This window comes from Paenarthrobacter sp. UW852 (assembly GCF_024608385.1).
Classification (GTDB): Bacteria; Actinomycetota; Actinomycetes; order Actinomycetales; family Micrococcaceae; genus Arthrobacter.
Genome location: NZ_JAMSGY010000001.1, coordinates 675,584 through 693,313 on the forward strand (window position 1 = coordinate 675,584; position 17,730 = coordinate 693,313).

The window sequence follows — 17,730 nt, forward strand, 5'->3', positions numbered from 1 at the left end:
GAACGCGGACCCAACCGGGTCTCGGCATCCATTGTCTCACGATTTTGGAAAACCCACGCCTGATAAATGGTCAAGCACTACACAGAAAGGTCACGCCGCCCCCGCCAGGCCGATTCAGGGCGTCGCGCCCACTCGCAAATGGCACCCTGCGCCAGAACGTCACTGAGCAGTTCTGCCAACCGGTAGCCGGGACACGCTGACTCTGCGAGCTCCAGGCTGGCATGGGCTATTGAGCCCCTGCCTTTGCACCAGGAAATCCAGCCTTGGATGGTCAAGGCTGCCGCAGCCACGGCACCGTTTTCCTCTTCGACGCACAGAGTCGACATAACCTGTTGCAGGGCGTGGAGCTGAGGCCAAAGGGGCACCTCTGGCCGCATTCCCAGAAGCACGTCGCCGTAGGTGTACACGTCCACCGCGCTCCACGACCCGGCCGACGACGCTTCGGACGCAACGGCTGGCACCCCCACCTCGCACGGATCGAAGACGGGGTCTTCCCCGCCTTCATCATCAAAGAACCCGTATGCCGCGGCTCCGGACTTTGCCGACTCGATTCCGGCGGCTGCCATGACGATGACAGCGTCCCGCCATGCCGGGACCTTCAGTGTCATCCGCAGGAATCCTACGAGCGCGGCATCCTGTCCCGGGTGTAACGGAGCGCGTTCCCCCCTGGTCGTGATGACGTGCTGCCAAACGGCCAGGACCGCGTCCAAGCACCGCTCGCTGCGCCACAGGCTGAGCATCCGCTCACCGTAGTGCGTTTCCGCCTCGAGAACTCCCGCATCAAGGCTCCCGGGCCGGGCGAGGGACGACGTGCCTGGGCCCGCTCCCGGTGGTGGACCGACCATACTCCCCTGGTACACCAACTCTGCGCTCAGCCTGCTGTCCCTAATGCTGTCGACGGAGCGGCCGGGCACCGGGCAACAACCTATATCAGTGCAGTAAGCACTGCGCCAATAGTCCTTTCCCACCAACCACGCGTCCCGAACAGATAAATCCACCTCGTCCAGGCATTGACGCAGCTCCTCGAGTAGCGGAACCATGGTGCGGACCACGGCACCGTCTGCCCAACCGGAATCGGAGTAGAGGGCCAGGAGAACGCCATCCGCTTCTTCGTCAGCGATCAGGTAGCTGCGGACCCGGTCGGCGAAACCGGCAAGCACCTGCGGCGCATGTCGGGCGGGAAGATCGACGCGCAGTGTCGCGCCGAGAACCTTCCCCTGCATGGTGATCGCTACGAGGCTGTCTTCAGGCCAGTAGCCCAACATATGCGGAATGTAGCCGAGGACGTCTTCGGGTTGGCGGATGCTCAGGATCTTGTTTGTTGTCATGGCTCCAGCCTGCGCAGGCCGCGTCGGCACCACCAGAAACCATTCGCCGTATGTGGAAAAGCTGCGGTCGTTCTTCCCCTAGGCGCCGTTCGGCCCGTTGCCCACGGCCCGCTGGTTGCGACGACGCTCTATCCGTTCCCGGCGCTGCTTGGCGAGCGTAGCCACCAAGGGAGGCACGTGGATTCCCTGGGCAGCCATCTGCCGGCGGACCTTGCGCCGTGTCATCAGGATCAGGACCGTTCCAAGCCCAAGGAGCACGAACTGAACGCTGAGGGCAATGCGGAAGGACGCCAGGCCGTACAACTCACCACCGGAGAAGCCACTTGCATTGAGCAGGTCCAGGACAAGGCCAATGAGGTAGATCGCGACAAGCGCCGCGATGAAGCCCCCGACGTTGACGATCCCTGTTGCCGTGCCGATCCGATGGGAAGGGTTGAAGGTGCGGGCGAAGTCGAATCCAATCATGGATCCAGGGCCACCAATGGCCAGCACAACCACGAGGATCACCAGGAGCCATAGGGGGGCACGTTCAGGCAAGGCCAGGACCGCAGCCCAGGCCAGGGCCGTGGCGAGCGTGATCAGCAGGACCAGCGCAGATCGTCGCATGGGATGCTTGGCGACGAAGCGTCCGAAGCCTGGACCTGCCACGATGGCCGTACCCACAAAGAGCGCCATCAACGCCGAAACCGTGCCAGCGTCCAGGCCTTGGGCGGAGAGCAGGAATGGGTAGCCCCAGGTCATCGCAAAGAGGTTTCCACTGAATTGCACGGTGAAGTGGCTCCAGAGCCCGAGCCGGGTGCCGGGCTGCTTCCAGGCACGCGACAGCGAGACGCCGGTAGCCCGGAGCCCTTGACCCTCAGCCCGCGGCGGGTGCCCTGGAGGCGCGTCCCGCAGTAGTGCAAGCACCAGGACGACGGCGAGCACCGACATTGCGGCCAGCGTCAGGAACGCCGGCGTCCAACCGGCGGAATGCAGGAGCAGCGCGAAGGGAACGACGCTGAAGAGTTGTCCCAGTTGGCCGCACATCCCCGTGAGCTGGGTAACCAGCGGCACCTTGGCCGGGGCAAACCATAAGGGGACCAGGCGGATCACGGAGATGAAGGTCATGGCATCGCCTGCCCCTACCAGGACCCGACCCAGGACCCCGCCGGGAACACTCTCAGCGAAAGCCAACTGCAACTGTCCCAAGCCCATGAGGACGGCACCACCGGCCACCATGGCACGGGAACCGAAGCGGTCCACCAGGACACCCACCGGGATCTGCAGGCCAGCGTAAACCAGCAACTGCAGCACGGTGAAGAAAGAGATCGCAGCAGCACTGGCGTCAAAACGTTCGGTGGCTTCCAGGCCTGCGACACCAAAGGATGTACGCTGCGCGACTGCCACCAGGTAGGCGAACACGCCGATTGTCCAGATGAGCCAGGCGCGGGGAGCATTCACCCCCCAATTATGCCTCCCGGGACTTCAAAGCTGATTTATTGCGGCGAGTCTTTACGGGCCAGGTATGCCTCAACTGCTGCGCCGATGTCCTCGGCGTTGGGCAGCTCGTCATTCTCGTCGGCCAGCAACGAACGGCGCACAATGCCTTCGGATTTCTCGTCGTACCGGGTCTCCAGGTTGGAAACCACGGCTTGAACCTCTTCGGAGGCCTGGATCTGCTCGGCGATCTGGCGGCCCACTTCGCGTCCCGCTTCACGAAGCCGGTCGGTGGGCAGCATCAAGGATGTTGCGGCCCCCAGGTACTCCAACCCTGCCACGGCGGCTGGCGGGTACTCGGCTTCGGCAAGGTAGTGCGGGACGTGGATGACGTAGCCTGCCACGTTTCGCTCCGCTTCAGTGAGCCGAAGCTCAAGGATGTGGCCAATGGCGGCGGGCACCTCGACGGTGGGCTTCCAGCTGGAGATGCCATCGATCAGTTCGGGCCGGTTTCCGTGCACCGTGACGCCAACCGGCCGCGTGTGCGGTACCGGCATGGGGATGGAATGAATCCACGTCACCAGGTTCACGTCCAGCTTCTCGACGATTCCGACGACGGCCCGGGAGAATCGCTCCCACTGGAGGTCCGGTTCAAAACCGGCCAGCAGGAGGAAGGGCTGGCCGAGGCCGTCGTTCAGCTTGTACAAGCCGAGCTTCGGGGCCTGGTAGTCCTCGAGGTGGTCTTCGACGAAGCTGATGTGCGGCCGCCGCGAACGGTAGTCGATGAGCTGGTCGGCGTCGAACATGGCAACGACCTGGACGTCGTCTCCGTCCAATAGCTCTGCGTTGATCTGCCGGACCACGTGACCGGCGTCGGCGAAGCCCGTGAAGCCCATGACCATGTCCAGGCCCCGCAGTTCAGGACTGTGGAACGTCTCGATGTTGCTCGCATAGAGCGACTCGGGGTCCAGGAGGGAGCCGGATATCCGTTCAAACACGGCATGTTCCTTTCACGAAGACAATCTTCAGGACGAAGACAAATTTCAGGGTGGCCAGCTGTTGCCGGAGGTTGGAACCAGGGACTCCCCCCGCCCGGCAGCGGCACTCTTCTCTAGTTGTACAACGCACCGCTTCGACCGGGCATTCCTGCCCCCGTTGTGCTGCAGCTCTCATTTAATTGCTGTCCAAAGCACCCGAGAGACTACGATCGAAACGGACCGGCGCCTGTGCGGCGCCGGTCCTGAACTCCAAGGCCGCCGTCGCAAGATGACGTGGGGCGACAACCGGGGCAGGCCGCCAAACATGCGGCCCCGCCATGCAATGCAGAGAGAAGTGAGGACAGATCCTCGTGGTCAAGACTACTGACATCATCCTGGGCATCATCGCCAAAGACCTGAAAAAGTCCCCCAGCGACGCCCTTGTGCTTGGCGTTGCGCAGGGAACGGACGGGCCCGTCCTGCTGTCGAACCCGTTGAGCGCAAAGGCGGCCGAATCGGTAGCCGGCTCCCTTAAGCTGCTGGGGATCACGGGCGCGGCGGATCAGGTTCACCGGCTCCCGGGGCTGCCGGAAACGGGTTCGGAGATCCTGGTCCTGGCGGGCGTGGGCAAACTGCCCGACGGCGGCAGCCTCACCGAAGAGGCTCTGCGCCGCGCAGCAGGATCTGCCGTCCGACAGCTCGCAGGCGTCTCATCGGTCACCCTCGCATTCCCAACGACGAGCGTCGACGACGTCGCAGCAGTCGCCGAAGGTGCGGCCCTGGGTGCCTACTCCTACACGGAGCACCGCTCCAGCAAGGACGGCCTGAAGGCTCCGGTCGCCAAGGCCCTGATTTTCTCGGATGTAAACGCCAAGGACGCACAGCCCGCATTGGACCGGGCAATCGTTCTCGCACGCGCAGTCAATGCCACCCGGACGCTGGTCAACCAGCCGCCCAGTCACTTGTACCCCGAGTCGTTTGCCGAGTCCGCCAAGGAACTCGCCAAGGGCCTCCCTGTGAAGGTAACGGTCTGGGACGAGAAGCGACTCGAAAAGGAAGGTTTCGGGGGCATCATGGGCGTCGGCAAGGGTTCAACCCGCCAGCCCCGCCTGGTCAAGGTCGAATACGCCCCTGCCAAGGCCACCAAGAAAATCGCCCTCGTCGGCAAGGGCATCACGTTCGACACCGGCGGCATCTCGATCAAACCGGCGCTGGGGATGGGCGACATGAAGAGCGACATGGCCGGTGCCGCCGTCGTACTTAACGCGGTCCTGGCCATCGCCTCCCTTGGCCTTCCCATTAAGGCGACCGCGTGGCTGTGCATTGCCGAGAACATGCCGTCCGGTGCCGCGCAGCGGCCCGCCGACGTGCTGACGGTCTACGGCGGCAAGACGGTCGAAGTCCTAAACACTGACGCCGAGGGCCGCCTCGTTATGGCAGACGGCATCGTCGCGGCCAGCTTGGAGAAGCCGGACGCCATCATTGACGTTGCCACCCTCACGGGCGCCCAACTGATTGCTTTGGGCCTGCGTACAGCCGGGGTCATGGGCTCCGACTCCGTCACTGCTGCCCTGAAGTCAGCCGCGGACAGGGCCGGCGAGCTGGTGTGGCCCATGCCCCTGCCCGAAGAACTGCGGCCGAGCCTCGACTCGCAGGTTGCGGACCTGGCCAACATCGGTGAGCGCAACGGTGGCATGATGACCGCTGCGGTCTTCCTGCGCGAGTTCGTGGGCAAGAACGGCGACGGCCAGCAGATCCCGTGGGCCCACGTGGACATTGCCGGGCCGTCGTTCAACAACGGCAGCCCGTACGGCTACACCCCCAAGCAGGGCACCGGCTGCACCGTGCGGACCTTGGTTGCCTACGCCGAGGACCTCCTGGCGGTATCCGCCTAGCATCATTCCCTGCCCTCCAAGGGCGTGCGGGCCCCTGCGCATCCATGCAACGGGGCCCGCACAACCCCGGAATTATGCGGCGTGTAGGGCTGTGTCACAAGTGAACGTGAGTCTCGACACAAGCGCACCACAAACGCCCGCGGAGGGTGGAGCATGGGTAGGTGGTTCGCTAAGGTGAACTCGGTAGTCACAAATGCAAGAGAACTTAGGTGCTGGCATAATCACGGCAGAACAAGTTCCAAAGACCAGATGGCACGCAGTCCCGTGTCATCACTCACGCGAGGGAGCGTTTTAGTGGCCGATCAGGCAACTGCGCAAGAATTCGACATCCTGGTACTCGGTGGCGGCAGCGGCGGCTACGCCACCGCCCTGCGGGCCGTGCAGCTTGGGTTCACCGTTGGCCTTGTGGAAAAGGCAAAGCTCGGCGGGACCTGCCTGCACAACGGCTGTATTCCCACCAAGGCCCTCCTGCACTCGGCCGAACTGGCCGACCATGCACGCGATTCCGCCAAGTACGGCGTTAACGTCACGCTGGACAGCATCGACATGCCGGCCGTAAACGCCTACAAGGACGGCATCATTGCCGGAAAGTACAAGGGCCTCCAAGGACTCATCAAGTCCAAGGGCATCACCGTCATCGAAGGTGAAGGCAAGCTCCAAGGCAACAACACCGTCGTCGTGAACGGCACGTCCTACACGGGCAAGAACATCGTCCTTGCCACGGGTTCCTACTCCCGTTCGCTGCCTGGCCTCGAAATCGGCGGCAAGGTCATCACCTCGGACCAAGCCCTCACCATGGATTACATCCCCAAGAGCGCCATCGTCCTGGGCGGCGGTGTTATCGGCGTCGAGTTCGCTTCCGTATGGAAGTCCTTCGGCGTTGACGTCACCATCATCGAAGGCCTTCCCTCCTTGGTTCCCAACGAGGACGCCTCGATCGTCAAGAACCTCGAGCGCGCCTTCAAGAAGCGTGGCATCAAGTTCACCACCGGGATCTTCTTCCAGGGCGTCGAGCAGAACGACGACGGCGTCAAGGTCACCTTGGTCGACGGCCAGACGTTCGAAGCCGATCTCCTGCTCGTAGCAGTCGGCCGCGGTCCTGTGACCGCAAATCTGGGCTACGAAGAAGCCGGCATCACGATCGACCGTGGTTTCGTCATCACCAACGAGCGTCTCCACACCGGCGTTGGCAACATCTACGCCGTGGGCGACATCGTCCCGGGCGTCCAGCTTGCACACCGCGGCTACCAGCAGGGCATCTTTGTCGCCGAGGAAATCGCCGGCCTCAACCCGGCCATCGTCGAGGACATCAACATCCCCAAGGTCACCTACTGCGAGCCTGAAATCGCCACCGTCGGTTACACCGAAAAGGCCGCCAAGGCCAAGTTCGGCGACGACCAGGTGCAGACCCAGGAATACAACCTTGCAGGCAACGGCAAGAGCTCCATCCTTGGTACCGGTGGCATCGTCAAGCTCGTCCGCCAGAAGGACGGCCCCGTAGTTGGCATCCACATGATCGGTTCGCGCATCGGTGAGCAGATCGGTGAGGCCCAGCTGATCGTGAACTGGGAAGCCTACCCGGAGGATGTGGCCCAGTTGGTCCATGCCCACCCCACCCAGAACGAAGCACTGGGCGAAGCCCACCTCGCCCTCGCGGGCAAGCCGCTCCACGGCTAAGTCTTTACCCAAGACAAACGGGTCGGGTGCATGCGGCGGAATCAGCCGGATGCACCCGACCCGGACCAGCAGAATTCATCCGCACAAAGATCAATAAGGAGAACGGGGACGACATGTCTGAATCCGTTAACTTGCCCGCCCTCGGTGAGAGTGTCACCGAAGGAACCGTCACCCGCTGGCTCAAGCAGGTTGGTGACCGGGTGGAGATCGACGAGCCGTTGCTCGAGGTTTCAACCGACAAAGTAGACACCGAAATCCCTTCTCCGATCTCAGGCGTCATCGAAGAAATCCTCGTCGCTGAAGACGAGACGGCCGAAGTTGGCGCCCCCTTGGTCCGCATCGGCGACGGCTCAGGCTCTGCTGCCGACGCCGCGCCGGCCCAGGAGGCTCCGGCTGCGCCCGCAGAGGAAGCACCCGCTGCACCTGCACCCGCGGAAGAGGCTCCCGCAGCACCTGCTGCCGACGCTCCCGCAGCCTCCGGCGGCGAAGGCCACGAAGTAACCCTCCCAGCACTCGGCGAGAGTGTCACCGAAGGAACTGTGACGCGCTGGCTCAAGGCCGTGGGCGACACCGTTGAAGTTGACGAACCGCTCCTCGAGGTTTCCACCGACAAGGTCGACACCGAGATCCCCTCCCCCGTTGCCGGTACCCTTCAGGAGATCCGCGTCAACGAAGACGAGACTGCTGAAGTTGGCTCTGTCCTGGCCGTCATCGGCTCGGGCGCGGCACCTGCGGCGGCTCCGGCCGCGGCACCTGCGCCTGCTGCCGAGAAGCCCGCTGAGGCACCGGCTGCGCCTGCCGCTGCGCCTGCACCTGCTGCCCCCGCGGCTGCACCGGCTCCCGCGGCCCCCGCCGCTGCGCCTGCACCTGCTGCCCCGGCTCCCGCTGCCCCGGCCGCCGCACCCGCCAGTGACGCGTCTGCCTCGGAGTCCGGCTACGTCACTCCCCTGGTCCGCAAGCTTGCCAACCAGCACGGCGTAGACATCACCTCCGTTGCCGGCACCGGCGTCGGTGGCCGCATCCGCAAGCAGGACGTCCTTGCTGCCGCTGAAGCCAAGCAGGCTGCAGCTGCACCGGCAGCCCCGGCCCCCGCTGCAGCGCCCGCTTCCAAGTCGGCTGCGCCGGTCGTGGCTTCGTCCCTGCGTGGCACCACGGAGAAGGCCCCGCGTATCCGCCAGGTCATCGCCCGCCGCATGCGCGAGTCCCTTGAGGTCTCCACCCAGCTGACCCAGGTGCACGAGGTCGACATGACCAAGATCGCCAAGCTCCGCCTCAAGGCCAAGAACTCGTTCCAGGCCCAGAACGGTGTCAAGCTGACCTTCCTGCCGTTCATCGCCAAGGCAGTTGCCGAGGCCCTGAAGCAGCACCCCAAGCTGAACGCTGCGTACGATGAGTCCAAGCAGGAAATCACGTACCACAACGCCGAGCACCTGGCGATCGCCGTCGACACTGACAAGGGCCTCCTGGTCCCCGTCATTTCCGACGCAGGCAACCTCAACCTTGCTGGCCTGGCCGGCAAGATTGCCGACGTCGCGGGCCGTACCCGTGATGGCAAGATCGGTCCGGACGAACTGTCCGGCGGTACGTTCAGCATCACCAACATCGGTTCCGTTGGTGCACTGTTCGACACCCCGATCATCAACCAGCCGCAGGTTGGCATCCTGGGCACCGGCGCCATCGTCAAGCGCGCCGTTGTGGTTGCCGATGAGAACGGCGACGACTCGATTGCCATCCGCTCCATGATGTACCTGTCGTTGACGTACGACCACCGTCTGGTGGACGGTGCCGACGCCGGCCGCTTCCTGCAGACCCTCAAGGCCCGCCTTGAGGAAGGTGCTTTCGAAGCAGACCTGGGTCTCTAGGATCACGAACCCGTAAGCACTGCGGAACTGAAAGGGCAGGTTGCCGGATATCCGGCAACCTGCCCTTTTGCTTTAACCACCTGCGCGTGGCTTTGCTACGCGACGTAGAACCCTCTGGATAAGCTGGAGCCATGAGTATTCTGTTCAGCATTCTGGTGTTCTTCCACATCGTCGGCGCAGCCATGATCGTGGGTTACTGGATCGCGACCCTCCGGGAGCCCACGGTCCACCCCCGCCAGCGCGACGGCGCGTTCCTCCAGCTCCTGACGGGCATTGCCATGATGGGTGTCCTGCCGATGCTTCCCAACGCCGATCCCAACTACTTCAAGCTGGGCGTCAAGTTCGCCATCGCAGTGGCTGTAGCGGTCCTCGCCGTCATTGGCTCCCGCAAGGTCAAGAACGGCGAACCGGTGTCCACCGGCCTGGCACACAGCGTGGGTGGCCTCGCCCTGGTGAACATCGCCATCGCCACTCTCTGGAACTGAACCGGATTCGATCCGCGGTAGCTTTCCCGTAGAAAGCACTGCCGTCCCGTCCTGCAAGCCTGCAGGGCGGGACGGCTTCTGCGTTAAGAGGTAGGGACGCTGACGCAGCCACGCTGGTTACCCGCGCTGGCTACTCCTGGGCAATGCAGAACTCATTACCCTCGGGGTCACGCATCACGTCCCAATGGAAATCTGCAATATCGTGGCCCTCGACAAAAGTAGCCCCCAGCGACTCGGCCTTCACCCGCAAAGCCGCGGCGTCGGCGTCGTGCAGGTCCAGGTGGAGGCGACGTCGGCCTTCCGTTGGTGCTGCGACTTGTTGAAAAGCCAACCGCGGCAGGCCGGGCTCCGCGGAGCGCAACCAAATGAATCCCTCATGCTCCGCGGCTATGGGCATCTCCAACAGGTCCGACCAAAAAGCGGCAAGGCGGGAAGGGTCCACCGCGTTAACCATGATCGAAGCTATTCTCGGGGCACGGCGTTGGGCGCCGGATGATTTTTCCTGTGTGTCCATTCGGCCAGTCTAGGGGTCACAATCCACTGTCAGCAGAATGGCCGTGCAGTCCTGCCGCCAAATCCCTAGGATTGATCCCGGTGGCACCGGCCCATGCTGGTTGCCGACTCACAACGACCCCAAGGAGTGGACATGGCAGCAACACGTACCGCACACACGGTTTGGAACGGCACCCTCATCGAAGGCGCCGGCAACACCACGCTGGACAGCTCAGGCCTGGGCACCTTCGATGTCACCTGGAAGGCACGCACCGAGCAGTCCGGCGGCAAGACCAGCCCTGAAGAACTCATCGCCGCAGCCCACTCCGCTTGCTTCTCCATGGCTTTCAGCCACGCCTTGGCCGGAGAGGGATTCACCGCGGAAGAGGTCAACACCAAGGCTGATGTAACTTTCGTCCCGGGTACCGGTATCACCGGAAGCCACCTCACCATGACGGCAAAGGTTCCCGGCCTCTCGGAAGAGGACTTCCGCCGCATCTCCGAAGACGCAAAGACCGGCTGCCCCGTATCCGGCGCTCTGGCAAGCATCGAGATCACCTTGGATGCCACCCTCGCCGCTTAGGCTTCCCCTCAGCATCAGATACATCAAAGAGCCCCGCCGCTTCCTTGCGAAGCGGCGGGGCTCTTCCATGCTCGGGGATGCGCGCTAGCTTTGCGGACGCGACGGCAACGGCGCCGGACGCACCTTCCGGTAACCTTCACGCAGCGGAGGCCGATCGGTGGGCAATTCCTGGATCATTTCCTTGAGCGCCCCGATGCCGTATTCCAGCTGCGGATCCGTACCGGCCGCGTAGGCGTGCGGCGGGAAGAGGACCTCAATGTCAGGCTCCACTCCGCGGTTCTCCACGTCCCACCCGATGCCCCCGTTGAACCACGTGGCGTACCGCGGCTGCGTGACGCCCGTTCCGTCTGCCAAGGCGAACCGGTTGTCAATGCCCACGACGCCGCCCCAGGTCCGGGTGCCGATAACAGGGCCAATGCCGCGCAGCTTCGAGACCTGCGTGATGATGTCGCCATCGGACCCGGCAAATTCGTCGGCAAGGATGATGACCGGTCCCCGCGGGGCGTGGTCCGGGTAGGTCCGGGGCTTTTCACCTCGTGGCATGCTCCATCCCGTCACCTTGCGGCCAATGAGTTCGGCCACCAGCTGAGAGGTGTGGCCGCCACGGTTGCGCCTCACGTCCACGATCAGGCCGTCCAACGCGGTTTCGGTATCAAGGTCCCGGTGGAGTTGCGCCCAGCCATTGGCCATCATGTCCGGGACGTGAAGATAGCCGAACTTACCGTCGGATGCCTCCCGGACGGTCCGCCGGTTGGCTCGGACCCAGTCCTGGTAGCGCAGCCTTTCCTCGTCGCGCACAGGAACCACCGCTACCCGACGCTGCTGTCCGGCTGCTTCGCCGTGGCCAGTGCCGTTCAACAGCGTCAGTTCCACGGTTCGGCCCGCTGCACCTACCAACTGCATTGCTGGAGTCAGCGCAGCGGAAAGTTCGACGCCGTCGATCGCCAAGAGCACGTCGCCCACCTTCGCGTCCGCACCGGGGCGCGTCAGCGGCGAAGTTGCCAGGGGATCGGAGGACTCCCCTGCAAGGATCCTGGTAATCTCCCAACCCTTCTTGCCGAGCTGCAATTCGGCACCCAGCCTGCCCTGTCCATTCCGTCCGGCCTCCGTGACCGCTGCCGGCTTCACGTAGGCGTGGGACGTGCCGAGCTCACCATGGATCTCCCACAACAGATCGACAAGGTCGTCGTGGGTACCGAGCCGGTCCACGATCGGGCGGTAAAGCTTGTACACCGAATCCCAATCCTGCCCGGCCATGTCTGCGGTCCAGAAGAAATCGCGCTGCAACCGCCAGGCCTCCTCAAATGCCTGGCCCCAGGCAGCAACGGGGTCCAGGATGACGCGGATCCTGTTGAGCTCCACCTTGACCAGCTCGGCGGAATCGTCGTCCACTTTGCTGTCCGCAGGCACTGATGTGACCTGCTTGTCCAGGACATAGACGATGCGGCTCAAGTCCCCCGACAAGCGGTAGCTGTCCACTGCCTTGACGAGGGTGGCCTGCTTACGCTTGCCGAGGTCGTAACGCACCAGGGACGGCGCCGTCTTCTTGTCCTGCAGTGTTCCCTTGCCCTCACCGGTGACACCCGTGAGCTCAGTGTCCAACCACAACAGTGCACCGTCCGCGGCGGAAAGGTCCGAATAGTTGCCCTGCGGAACCGGGACGGTGATAACGCGGTGCGCCAGCCCGTCGGCGTCGACGCGAACGGTGGCGACAGCGCCGTCGTCGGACTTCTCCGGGCTGGGGACCTCATCCTCAAGCGTGTCAATCGAGGGTCCAAACGGCGACGGCGTGTCTGCCGCCAGCGCCACCAGGTACGGCTTGATGGGGCTCGGGAAGGACAAATCGAAGGAGTGGCCGTCGTATACGGGGTCAAAACTCCGGTTGGACAGGAACGCGAGGAACTTTCCGTCCGGCGTAAACCGCGGCGAGGTATCGCAGAAGCGGCCATCCGTGATATCCACGATTGCGGACTCCTTCCCGCCGGGGCGGGTCATCCTGAGCTTGCTCCGCGACCCGAACGAAGTCACCGGTTCGGACCACGCAAGCCATTCCGAATCGGCAGACCACGACAACTCATCAATGCTCCCCTCTCCGACGCTCACGAGACGTGTCAGCGCCCCGGTGGAGGTATCGGCAACGAAGACGTCACCAAACGATGTGCCTACAGCAAGCCAGCGGCCGTCCGGGCTGGCCTCCAGCGCACTTGTCCGGGTCAGGGCCGGAAATTCGATCCGGAGCTGCGCGGTGTTTTCCGCAGCTGGGGCTGCCGGCGATTCCGTACCGCCCACGGTGTCCGCGGACTGGCCCGCACTGGTGTCATCGCCGGCGTTGCCCGTCGCTCCAACCGTGGCCACCCCGTGGGCGCCCTGTTCGACTCCCGCAGCAACTTTGTTCTGCCCCAGGACGTTAGACGCCGATACTGGCTTCGGCAACGGGTCGGCGTCGTTTGTAGGCTTGGGCTGCTCAACGGCCGCCTTGGGCACTTCGACTGCTGCCGGGAGAGGTGTGGCAATGCGCTTGATGTACAGCGCCTCCACCCCACCGTGGTCTGCGACGTAGGCGATCCGTCCCTCTGTCAGCGGGCGAGGTAAACGGGCACGGACACCGGGAGTAGCCTCAACCACGCGCGAGGGACCGTCCTTATGCCGAAGCCAATGTACGGTGCCGTGCGATTCCACGGCGCTGGCAGTTCCGGTCAGGTTCGGCACAACGTCGCCAAGGTGGGCGGACACTTTCAGGGGCGCCAAACGGCGTGCCGGGGACGCCGAACCCAGGCTGATGTCCAGCTTTGTGGCCTGGACATCAGCGTCGAGCGACGGAAGAATCCACAACTCGCCGGCGGATTCGAAGACGACCCGCTGGCCATCGGTGCTGGCATGCCGGACATAGAAGTCCTCGTGATCGGTGTGCCGCCGCAGTCCTGAACCATCAGGCAAAACCGAGTACAGGTTTCCGTACCCCTCATGGTCTGAGAGGAAGGCAATGCGGCCCTGGATCCACAGAGGGTCCGTCAGGTTGCCTTCAATCTCCGGGAGCAGCCGTTCGAATTCTCCGTTGCCGTCGGCGTCGATCCATAGCTTGCCCGCCGTACCGCCGCGGTACCGCTTCCACCAAGCCGGTTCGCGGGACAGCACGCTGGCCAGTACCACTGGCTTCTCGTCGCCGACCTCGGGCCCATAAGCAACGGCCTCGACCGGTCCGAAAGGAAGTTCGACGGCGGAGCCGCCGTCCAGCGGAAGGCTGTAGGCGTACGTGTGGCGGCTTTCGGATTGCTGGAACGCACTGGTGACAATGACGTGGCCCGAGGGGGTGAAACCCTTGACCTTGGTGGTGCTGTGCCCGAAGTAGCTGAGCTGCCTGTACCCGCCGCCGTCGACATCCGCCGTCACCACTTCGGGTGACGTTCCGACGACAACCGTCCACACCAGCCGCTGGCCGTCCGGGGTAAACCGCGGGTTCCGTGCAGGCAATTGTTGGGAGGACACCCGCCAGGCGCGGCCGCCGGAAAGGGCCGCGACCCAGATGTCGTCTTCGGCCACGAAGGTGACCAGATCGCCGTGCACATGCGGGAAACGGAGGTAGCTGGAGGAGGTCATTGTTCGATCATAGTCAAGACCCACCCGACGTCCCGGGCATCGGCGGGCGTTTCCCCCGCGTGCCTTCGTCATGGTGAGATGGGTCATGCGAATCGTGATGTCCGGAGCGTCGGGAATGATCGGGACGGCCCTGTCGGAGCAACTGGCCAGCCAGGGCCACGACGTCGTCCGGCTGGTCCGCCGGCCTGCCAGGAATGCAGCGGAGTGGGCCTGGAACCCCGCCGCTGGAGAGCTGGACGAAAAAGTGTTCCAGGGCGTCAATGCCGTGGTGAACCTCTCCGGGGCCGGCATAGGTGACCGCCCGTGGACGAAGAAGCGAATCCAGGTGCTTCGGGATTCACGCCTCCAGCCCACCCGCACCCTGACTGAGGCCATGGGGCGGCTAAGCGAACCGCCATCGGTGTTCATCAGCCAATCCGCGTCCGGCTACTACGGCGCAACGACAGATGGCCCACTCCGGGAGGACTCGGGCCCCGGCGGCGGCGTCCTAGGCCCCCTCTGCGTGGAGTGGGAGCGGACTGCGAGGACCGCGCCGCCGGGCGTGCGCGTAGTAACGCCGAGGACCGGCGTGGTTCTCAGCCTGTCAGGTGGAGCCCTGGGGCCACTGCTCCCCCTCCTGAAGCTCGGGCTCGGAGGCCCCTTTGGCAACGGACGCCAATACTGGCCGTGGATCACGCTGGCCGATGAAGCTGCCGCGTTGGCGTACCTTTTGACGGCCGACATCGACGGACCGGTGAATGTCTGCGCTCCCGAAAGCGCTGATGTGAACACCATTGTGTCCCACCTGGCAAAAGCGTTCCACAGGCCGGCGTTCTGCCGGGTACCCCGGCCGGCACTTCGGCTGGTCCTCGGAAAGCTGGCGGACGAACTCGTGCTGGCGAACCAAAGGATGGAGGCCGGACGCCTGGCGGACGCGGGCTTCATCTGGCAGCACCCCTCGCTACCTGAAGCGATGGAGTGGCTGACATCGGCAAAGGACCACTAGGGACTTCACCAAGCTCAGCCCGTGGTGCCGGCCAGGATCTCTACGATCTGCCATCGCCCGTCACTACGCTCCAGATGCAGCCGGAGATGCTGTGGCGTCCCCGCCGGCTCTGAACGGACCACCGAACCTGAGGAGCGTCGCTCCTCATAGGCGGATGTAGCGGCTACGAGCCCCACCATTGCGTGGTCGGGCTGAGGGGGTTCCTCGATGGTCACCGCCGTCACGGTTGTGGCGAGTCCGGCAAACACCGTGCCGGCGGTTCGAAGGTGGTCCCCCACTTGGTGGTCGGCGGCTTCGGCCGGTGAACCCGGTGCGTTGATCACAGCCAGCAGCTCCACAGGGCCTTCACGCAACGCCACATCCCGCACGGCCGCCAACGCCGGCACAACGACCGCCAGGTCATCGGACCGAAGCTCCTGTTTGAGGCCCTCCGGGAGCGAAGAGGACTCCAGGATGTCCGTGGGCAGGCCCTCACTGGATACGCGAGCACCATTCCCCACTCCGGACGGCGTCGTCGATGGCTTCCCCTGCTCCCAAAGGCCCCACGCAGCGGCACCGACGAGGACTCCGATCCCGAGAACCACAGCTGCCCGTACGTACGTCATATTTTTGCGTGGCTTGGGCGTCCGCCGTGTCCGGGGTGTCCTGCGGGTCGCAACCTTTGCCGGCGGCCGGAGCGAGGGCAGCTTCCCAAACTTCACGGCACGTTGGTGTGGTTTTCGATCCAGTGCCTGCCGCCGGGTCAGCAATTCCGGAATGACGGACGCGTGCACCGCCCCTGCCAGGTCCACTGCTTCCGGAGCTGCACTGCGGAAAATCGCCGTCGAAAATTCCCTTGCGGATGGACGCATCCGGGGGTCCGGATCCAAAGCGGCCTCCAACGCGCCAGCGATGGACCGGGGAACATCGTCGGCTACAAATGACAAGGGCGGACGGTCAGGTGCCAGGCCGGGGACCGAGCCCGTCAGGCAGAACCATCCGACAGCCGCAAGAGAATACAAGTCGCGTTCCGGCCGCAATGCCCCCTCGTCGTGGCCGTCGGAAACGACGCCCACAGGGTCGATGAACCCAGGCGTACCCACGTCCAGGCCGTGTTGGGCGTCCCCCACCCTGGACGTGATCCCGAAATCCGCCAGCAGCGGCATTCCTTCGGCCGTGAACAAGACGTTTCCCGGCGCGACGTCCCCGTGCACCAATCCCTGGGAGTGAAGGTAGTCCAAGGCTTGGGCAAGGGGCCCCAGAACAGTCACAACCTCCCCCACCCGGAGCCGGCCCCGTCCGGACAGCAGGTTCGCCAACGAGCCCCCCGCGGCATAGTCCATGACAATTCCTTGGGCTCCATGTCCATCGACCTCGAACTGGACGACGTCGTGGATGCCAACCAAGTGCTTGTGTTTCACCCCAAACAAGATGCCGGCCTCACGGGAAACGCCGCCGTCAATCCCCTGCGCCTCCATGGGACCATGGGCGGCCGCCTTGACGCATTTAATTGCGAACCGCTCTCCGTCTCCGTTTCTCCTCGCCAGCCACACTGTGGAGCTCGCGCCCGTGCCCAGTTGACGGCTGACCCGATACCCCGGCAGGTTGGGAGGCTTGTCAGCAGAATTGAGAGTTTCCATGGATAAGGTCTACCGGAGACTCGGAATCGGTGCAGAAGTTATCCACAGGCCCACCTCGTCACTGTCCAATAGCGGCGATGCGACTGAGAGGTTCACCACAAAACCATGGCCAGTCTGCTGCGGGGTCTAAGCTTGAACGCATGACTCTTGAGTTTTCACAACTGGGTCTTGCCCCCGATTTCGTTGACTACATGCAGGGCTGGGACCTGCAGCGCGAAATCCACAACAAGGTTGTTGCGGGCGAGAAGAACAGCACCGTACTGCTTCTGGAGCATGCCGCCGTTTACACGGCCGGCAAGCTCACGGAGGACCACGAGCGTCCCTTTGATGGCACTCCTGTCGTTCCCGTGGACCGGGGTGGCAAATTGACCTGGCACGGGCCGGGACAATTGATCGCCTATCCCATCCTGAAGCTCAAGAACCGTGCCGGAATCCGCGACTACGTTGAGCGCCTTGAGGCCATCATGATCGCCGTGATGAAGGACTACGGCATCAACGCTGTGACCGTCAAAGGCCGGGCCGGGGTGTGGATCCTCGGCGACGAAAAGGGTCCGGACCGCAAGATTGCGGCCATCGGAATCCGAGTACTCGACGGCGTCACCATGCACGGCGTGGCCATCAACTGCAGCAATGACCTGGCACCCTATGCACAGATCATTGCGTGCGGCATCACCGACGCCAGCGTCACCACCATGTCGCTGGAAACAGGCCAGACCATCAATCCGGCCGATATCGTTGACCGCTTCGTTGAAGAATTCAGCAAGCACGAAGAAGCACTCATTTCCACCCCCGAAGGAGCACTCCAGTGACCTTG

General features: G+C 63.9%; 13 protein-coding genes. 7 read left to right on the plus strand and 6 right to left on the minus strand.

The annotated features are described in order from the left end of the window. Positions 1–77: 77 nt before the first annotated feature. The 3 genes from NEK97_RS03145 to NEK97_RS03155 all read right to left on the minus strand — a co-directional run bounded on the left by NEK97_RS03145 (position 78) and on the right by NEK97_RS03155 (position 3,742). On the minus strand, positions 78–1,328 hold the full coding sequence (locus tag NEK97_RS03145; RefSeq protein WP_257368407.1) for a DUF4192 domain-containing protein: 1,251 nt from the start codon (positions 1,326–1,328) through the stop codon (positions 78–80). A 78-nt stretch (positions 1,329–1,406) separates the two neighbouring features. Beyond that, complete coding sequence (locus NEK97_RS03150; protein WP_257368408.1) at positions 1,407–2,768, minus strand: nitrate/nitrite transporter; 1,362 nt, start codon at positions 2,766–2,768, stop codon at positions 1,407–1,409. Positions 2,769–2,803: 35 nt separating this feature from the next. Further along, the gene (locus tag NEK97_RS03155; protein ID WP_257368409.1) at positions 2,804–3,742 is read right to left on the minus strand and encodes a proteasome assembly chaperone family protein; all 939 of its coding nucleotides are present in this window, start codon (positions 3,740–3,742) and stop codon (positions 2,804–2,806) included. 350 nt (positions 3,743–4,092) lie between these two features. Here NEK97_RS03155 and NEK97_RS03160 point away from each other — a divergent pair, with 350 nt between their 5' ends. The 4 genes from NEK97_RS03160 (at position 4,093) to NEK97_RS03175 (ending at position 9,640) form a co-directional block, all read left to right on the plus strand. After that, positions 4,093–5,616, plus strand: coding sequence for a leucyl aminopeptidase (locus NEK97_RS03160; RefSeq protein ID WP_257368410.1), 1,524 nt, complete (start codon positions 4,093–4,095; stop codon positions 5,614–5,616). A gap of 294 nt (positions 5,617–5,910) precedes the next feature. Further along, complete coding sequence (gene lpdA / locus NEK97_RS03165) at positions 5,911–7,293, plus strand: dihydrolipoyl dehydrogenase (RefSeq protein WP_235520471.1); 1,383 nt, start codon at positions 5,911–5,913, stop codon at positions 7,291–7,293. 113 nt (positions 7,294–7,406) lie between these two features. Further along, the gene (sucB, locus tag NEK97_RS03170) at positions 7,407–9,155 is read left to right on the plus strand and encodes a 2-oxoglutarate dehydrogenase, E2 component, dihydrolipoamide succinyltransferase (protein ID WP_257368412.1); all 1,749 of its coding nucleotides are present in this window, start codon (positions 7,407–7,409) and stop codon (positions 9,153–9,155) included. Between the two features lie 131 nt (positions 9,156–9,286). Continuing rightward, positions 9,287–9,640, plus strand: a complete 354-nt coding sequence (locus NEK97_RS03175; RefSeq protein WP_235520469.1) for a hypothetical protein — start codon at positions 9,287–9,289, stop codon at positions 9,638–9,640. Between the two features lie 130 nt (positions 9,641–9,770). Here NEK97_RS03175 and NEK97_RS03180 read toward each other — a convergent pair whose 3' ends face one another. Beyond that, complete coding sequence (locus tag NEK97_RS03180) at positions 9,771–10,154, minus strand: VOC family protein (protein WP_257368414.1); 384 nt, start codon at positions 10,152–10,154, stop codon at positions 9,771–9,773. A gap of 132 nt (positions 10,155–10,286) precedes the next feature. On the opposite strand from NEK97_RS03180, the gene NEK97_RS03185 reads away from it, so the two are divergent. Further along, a complete protein-coding gene (locus NEK97_RS03185) occupies positions 10,287–10,715 on the plus strand; it encodes an OsmC family protein (protein ID WP_235520467.1) in 429 nt (142 codons plus the stop codon). Positions 10,716–10,799: 84 nt separating this feature from the next. Here NEK97_RS03185 and NEK97_RS03190 read toward each other — a convergent pair whose 3' ends face one another. Further along, on the minus strand, positions 10,800–14,312 hold the full coding sequence (locus NEK97_RS03190) for a S41 family peptidase (RefSeq protein ID WP_257368416.1): 3,513 nt from the start codon (positions 14,310–14,312) through the stop codon (positions 10,800–10,802). An 85-nt stretch (positions 14,313–14,397) separates the two neighbouring features. On the opposite strand from NEK97_RS03190, the gene NEK97_RS03195 reads away from it, so the two are divergent. Further along, entirely contained in the window at positions 14,398–15,297 is a 900-nt protein-coding gene (locus NEK97_RS03195) for a TIGR01777 family oxidoreductase (protein ID WP_257368418.1), read from the plus strand. A 14-nt stretch (positions 15,298–15,311) separates the two neighbouring features. Here the strand turns inward: NEK97_RS03195 and NEK97_RS03200 are convergent, their stop codons facing one another. Next, positions 15,312–16,916 carry a serine/threonine-protein kinase gene (locus tag NEK97_RS03200; RefSeq protein WP_257368420.1) on the minus strand — a complete coding sequence of 535 codons (1,605 nt, stop codon included), beginning with the start codon at positions 16,914–16,916 and terminating at the stop codon, positions 15,312–15,314. 77 nt (positions 16,917–16,993) lie between these two features. Between NEK97_RS03200 and lipB the strand changes: the two genes are divergently transcribed. Beyond that, a complete protein-coding gene (gene lipB, locus NEK97_RS03205) occupies positions 16,994–17,725 on the plus strand; it encodes a lipoyl(octanoyl) transferase LipB (RefSeq protein WP_257368421.1) in 732 nt (243 codons plus the stop codon). Positions 17,726–17,730 lie beyond the last annotated feature (5 nt).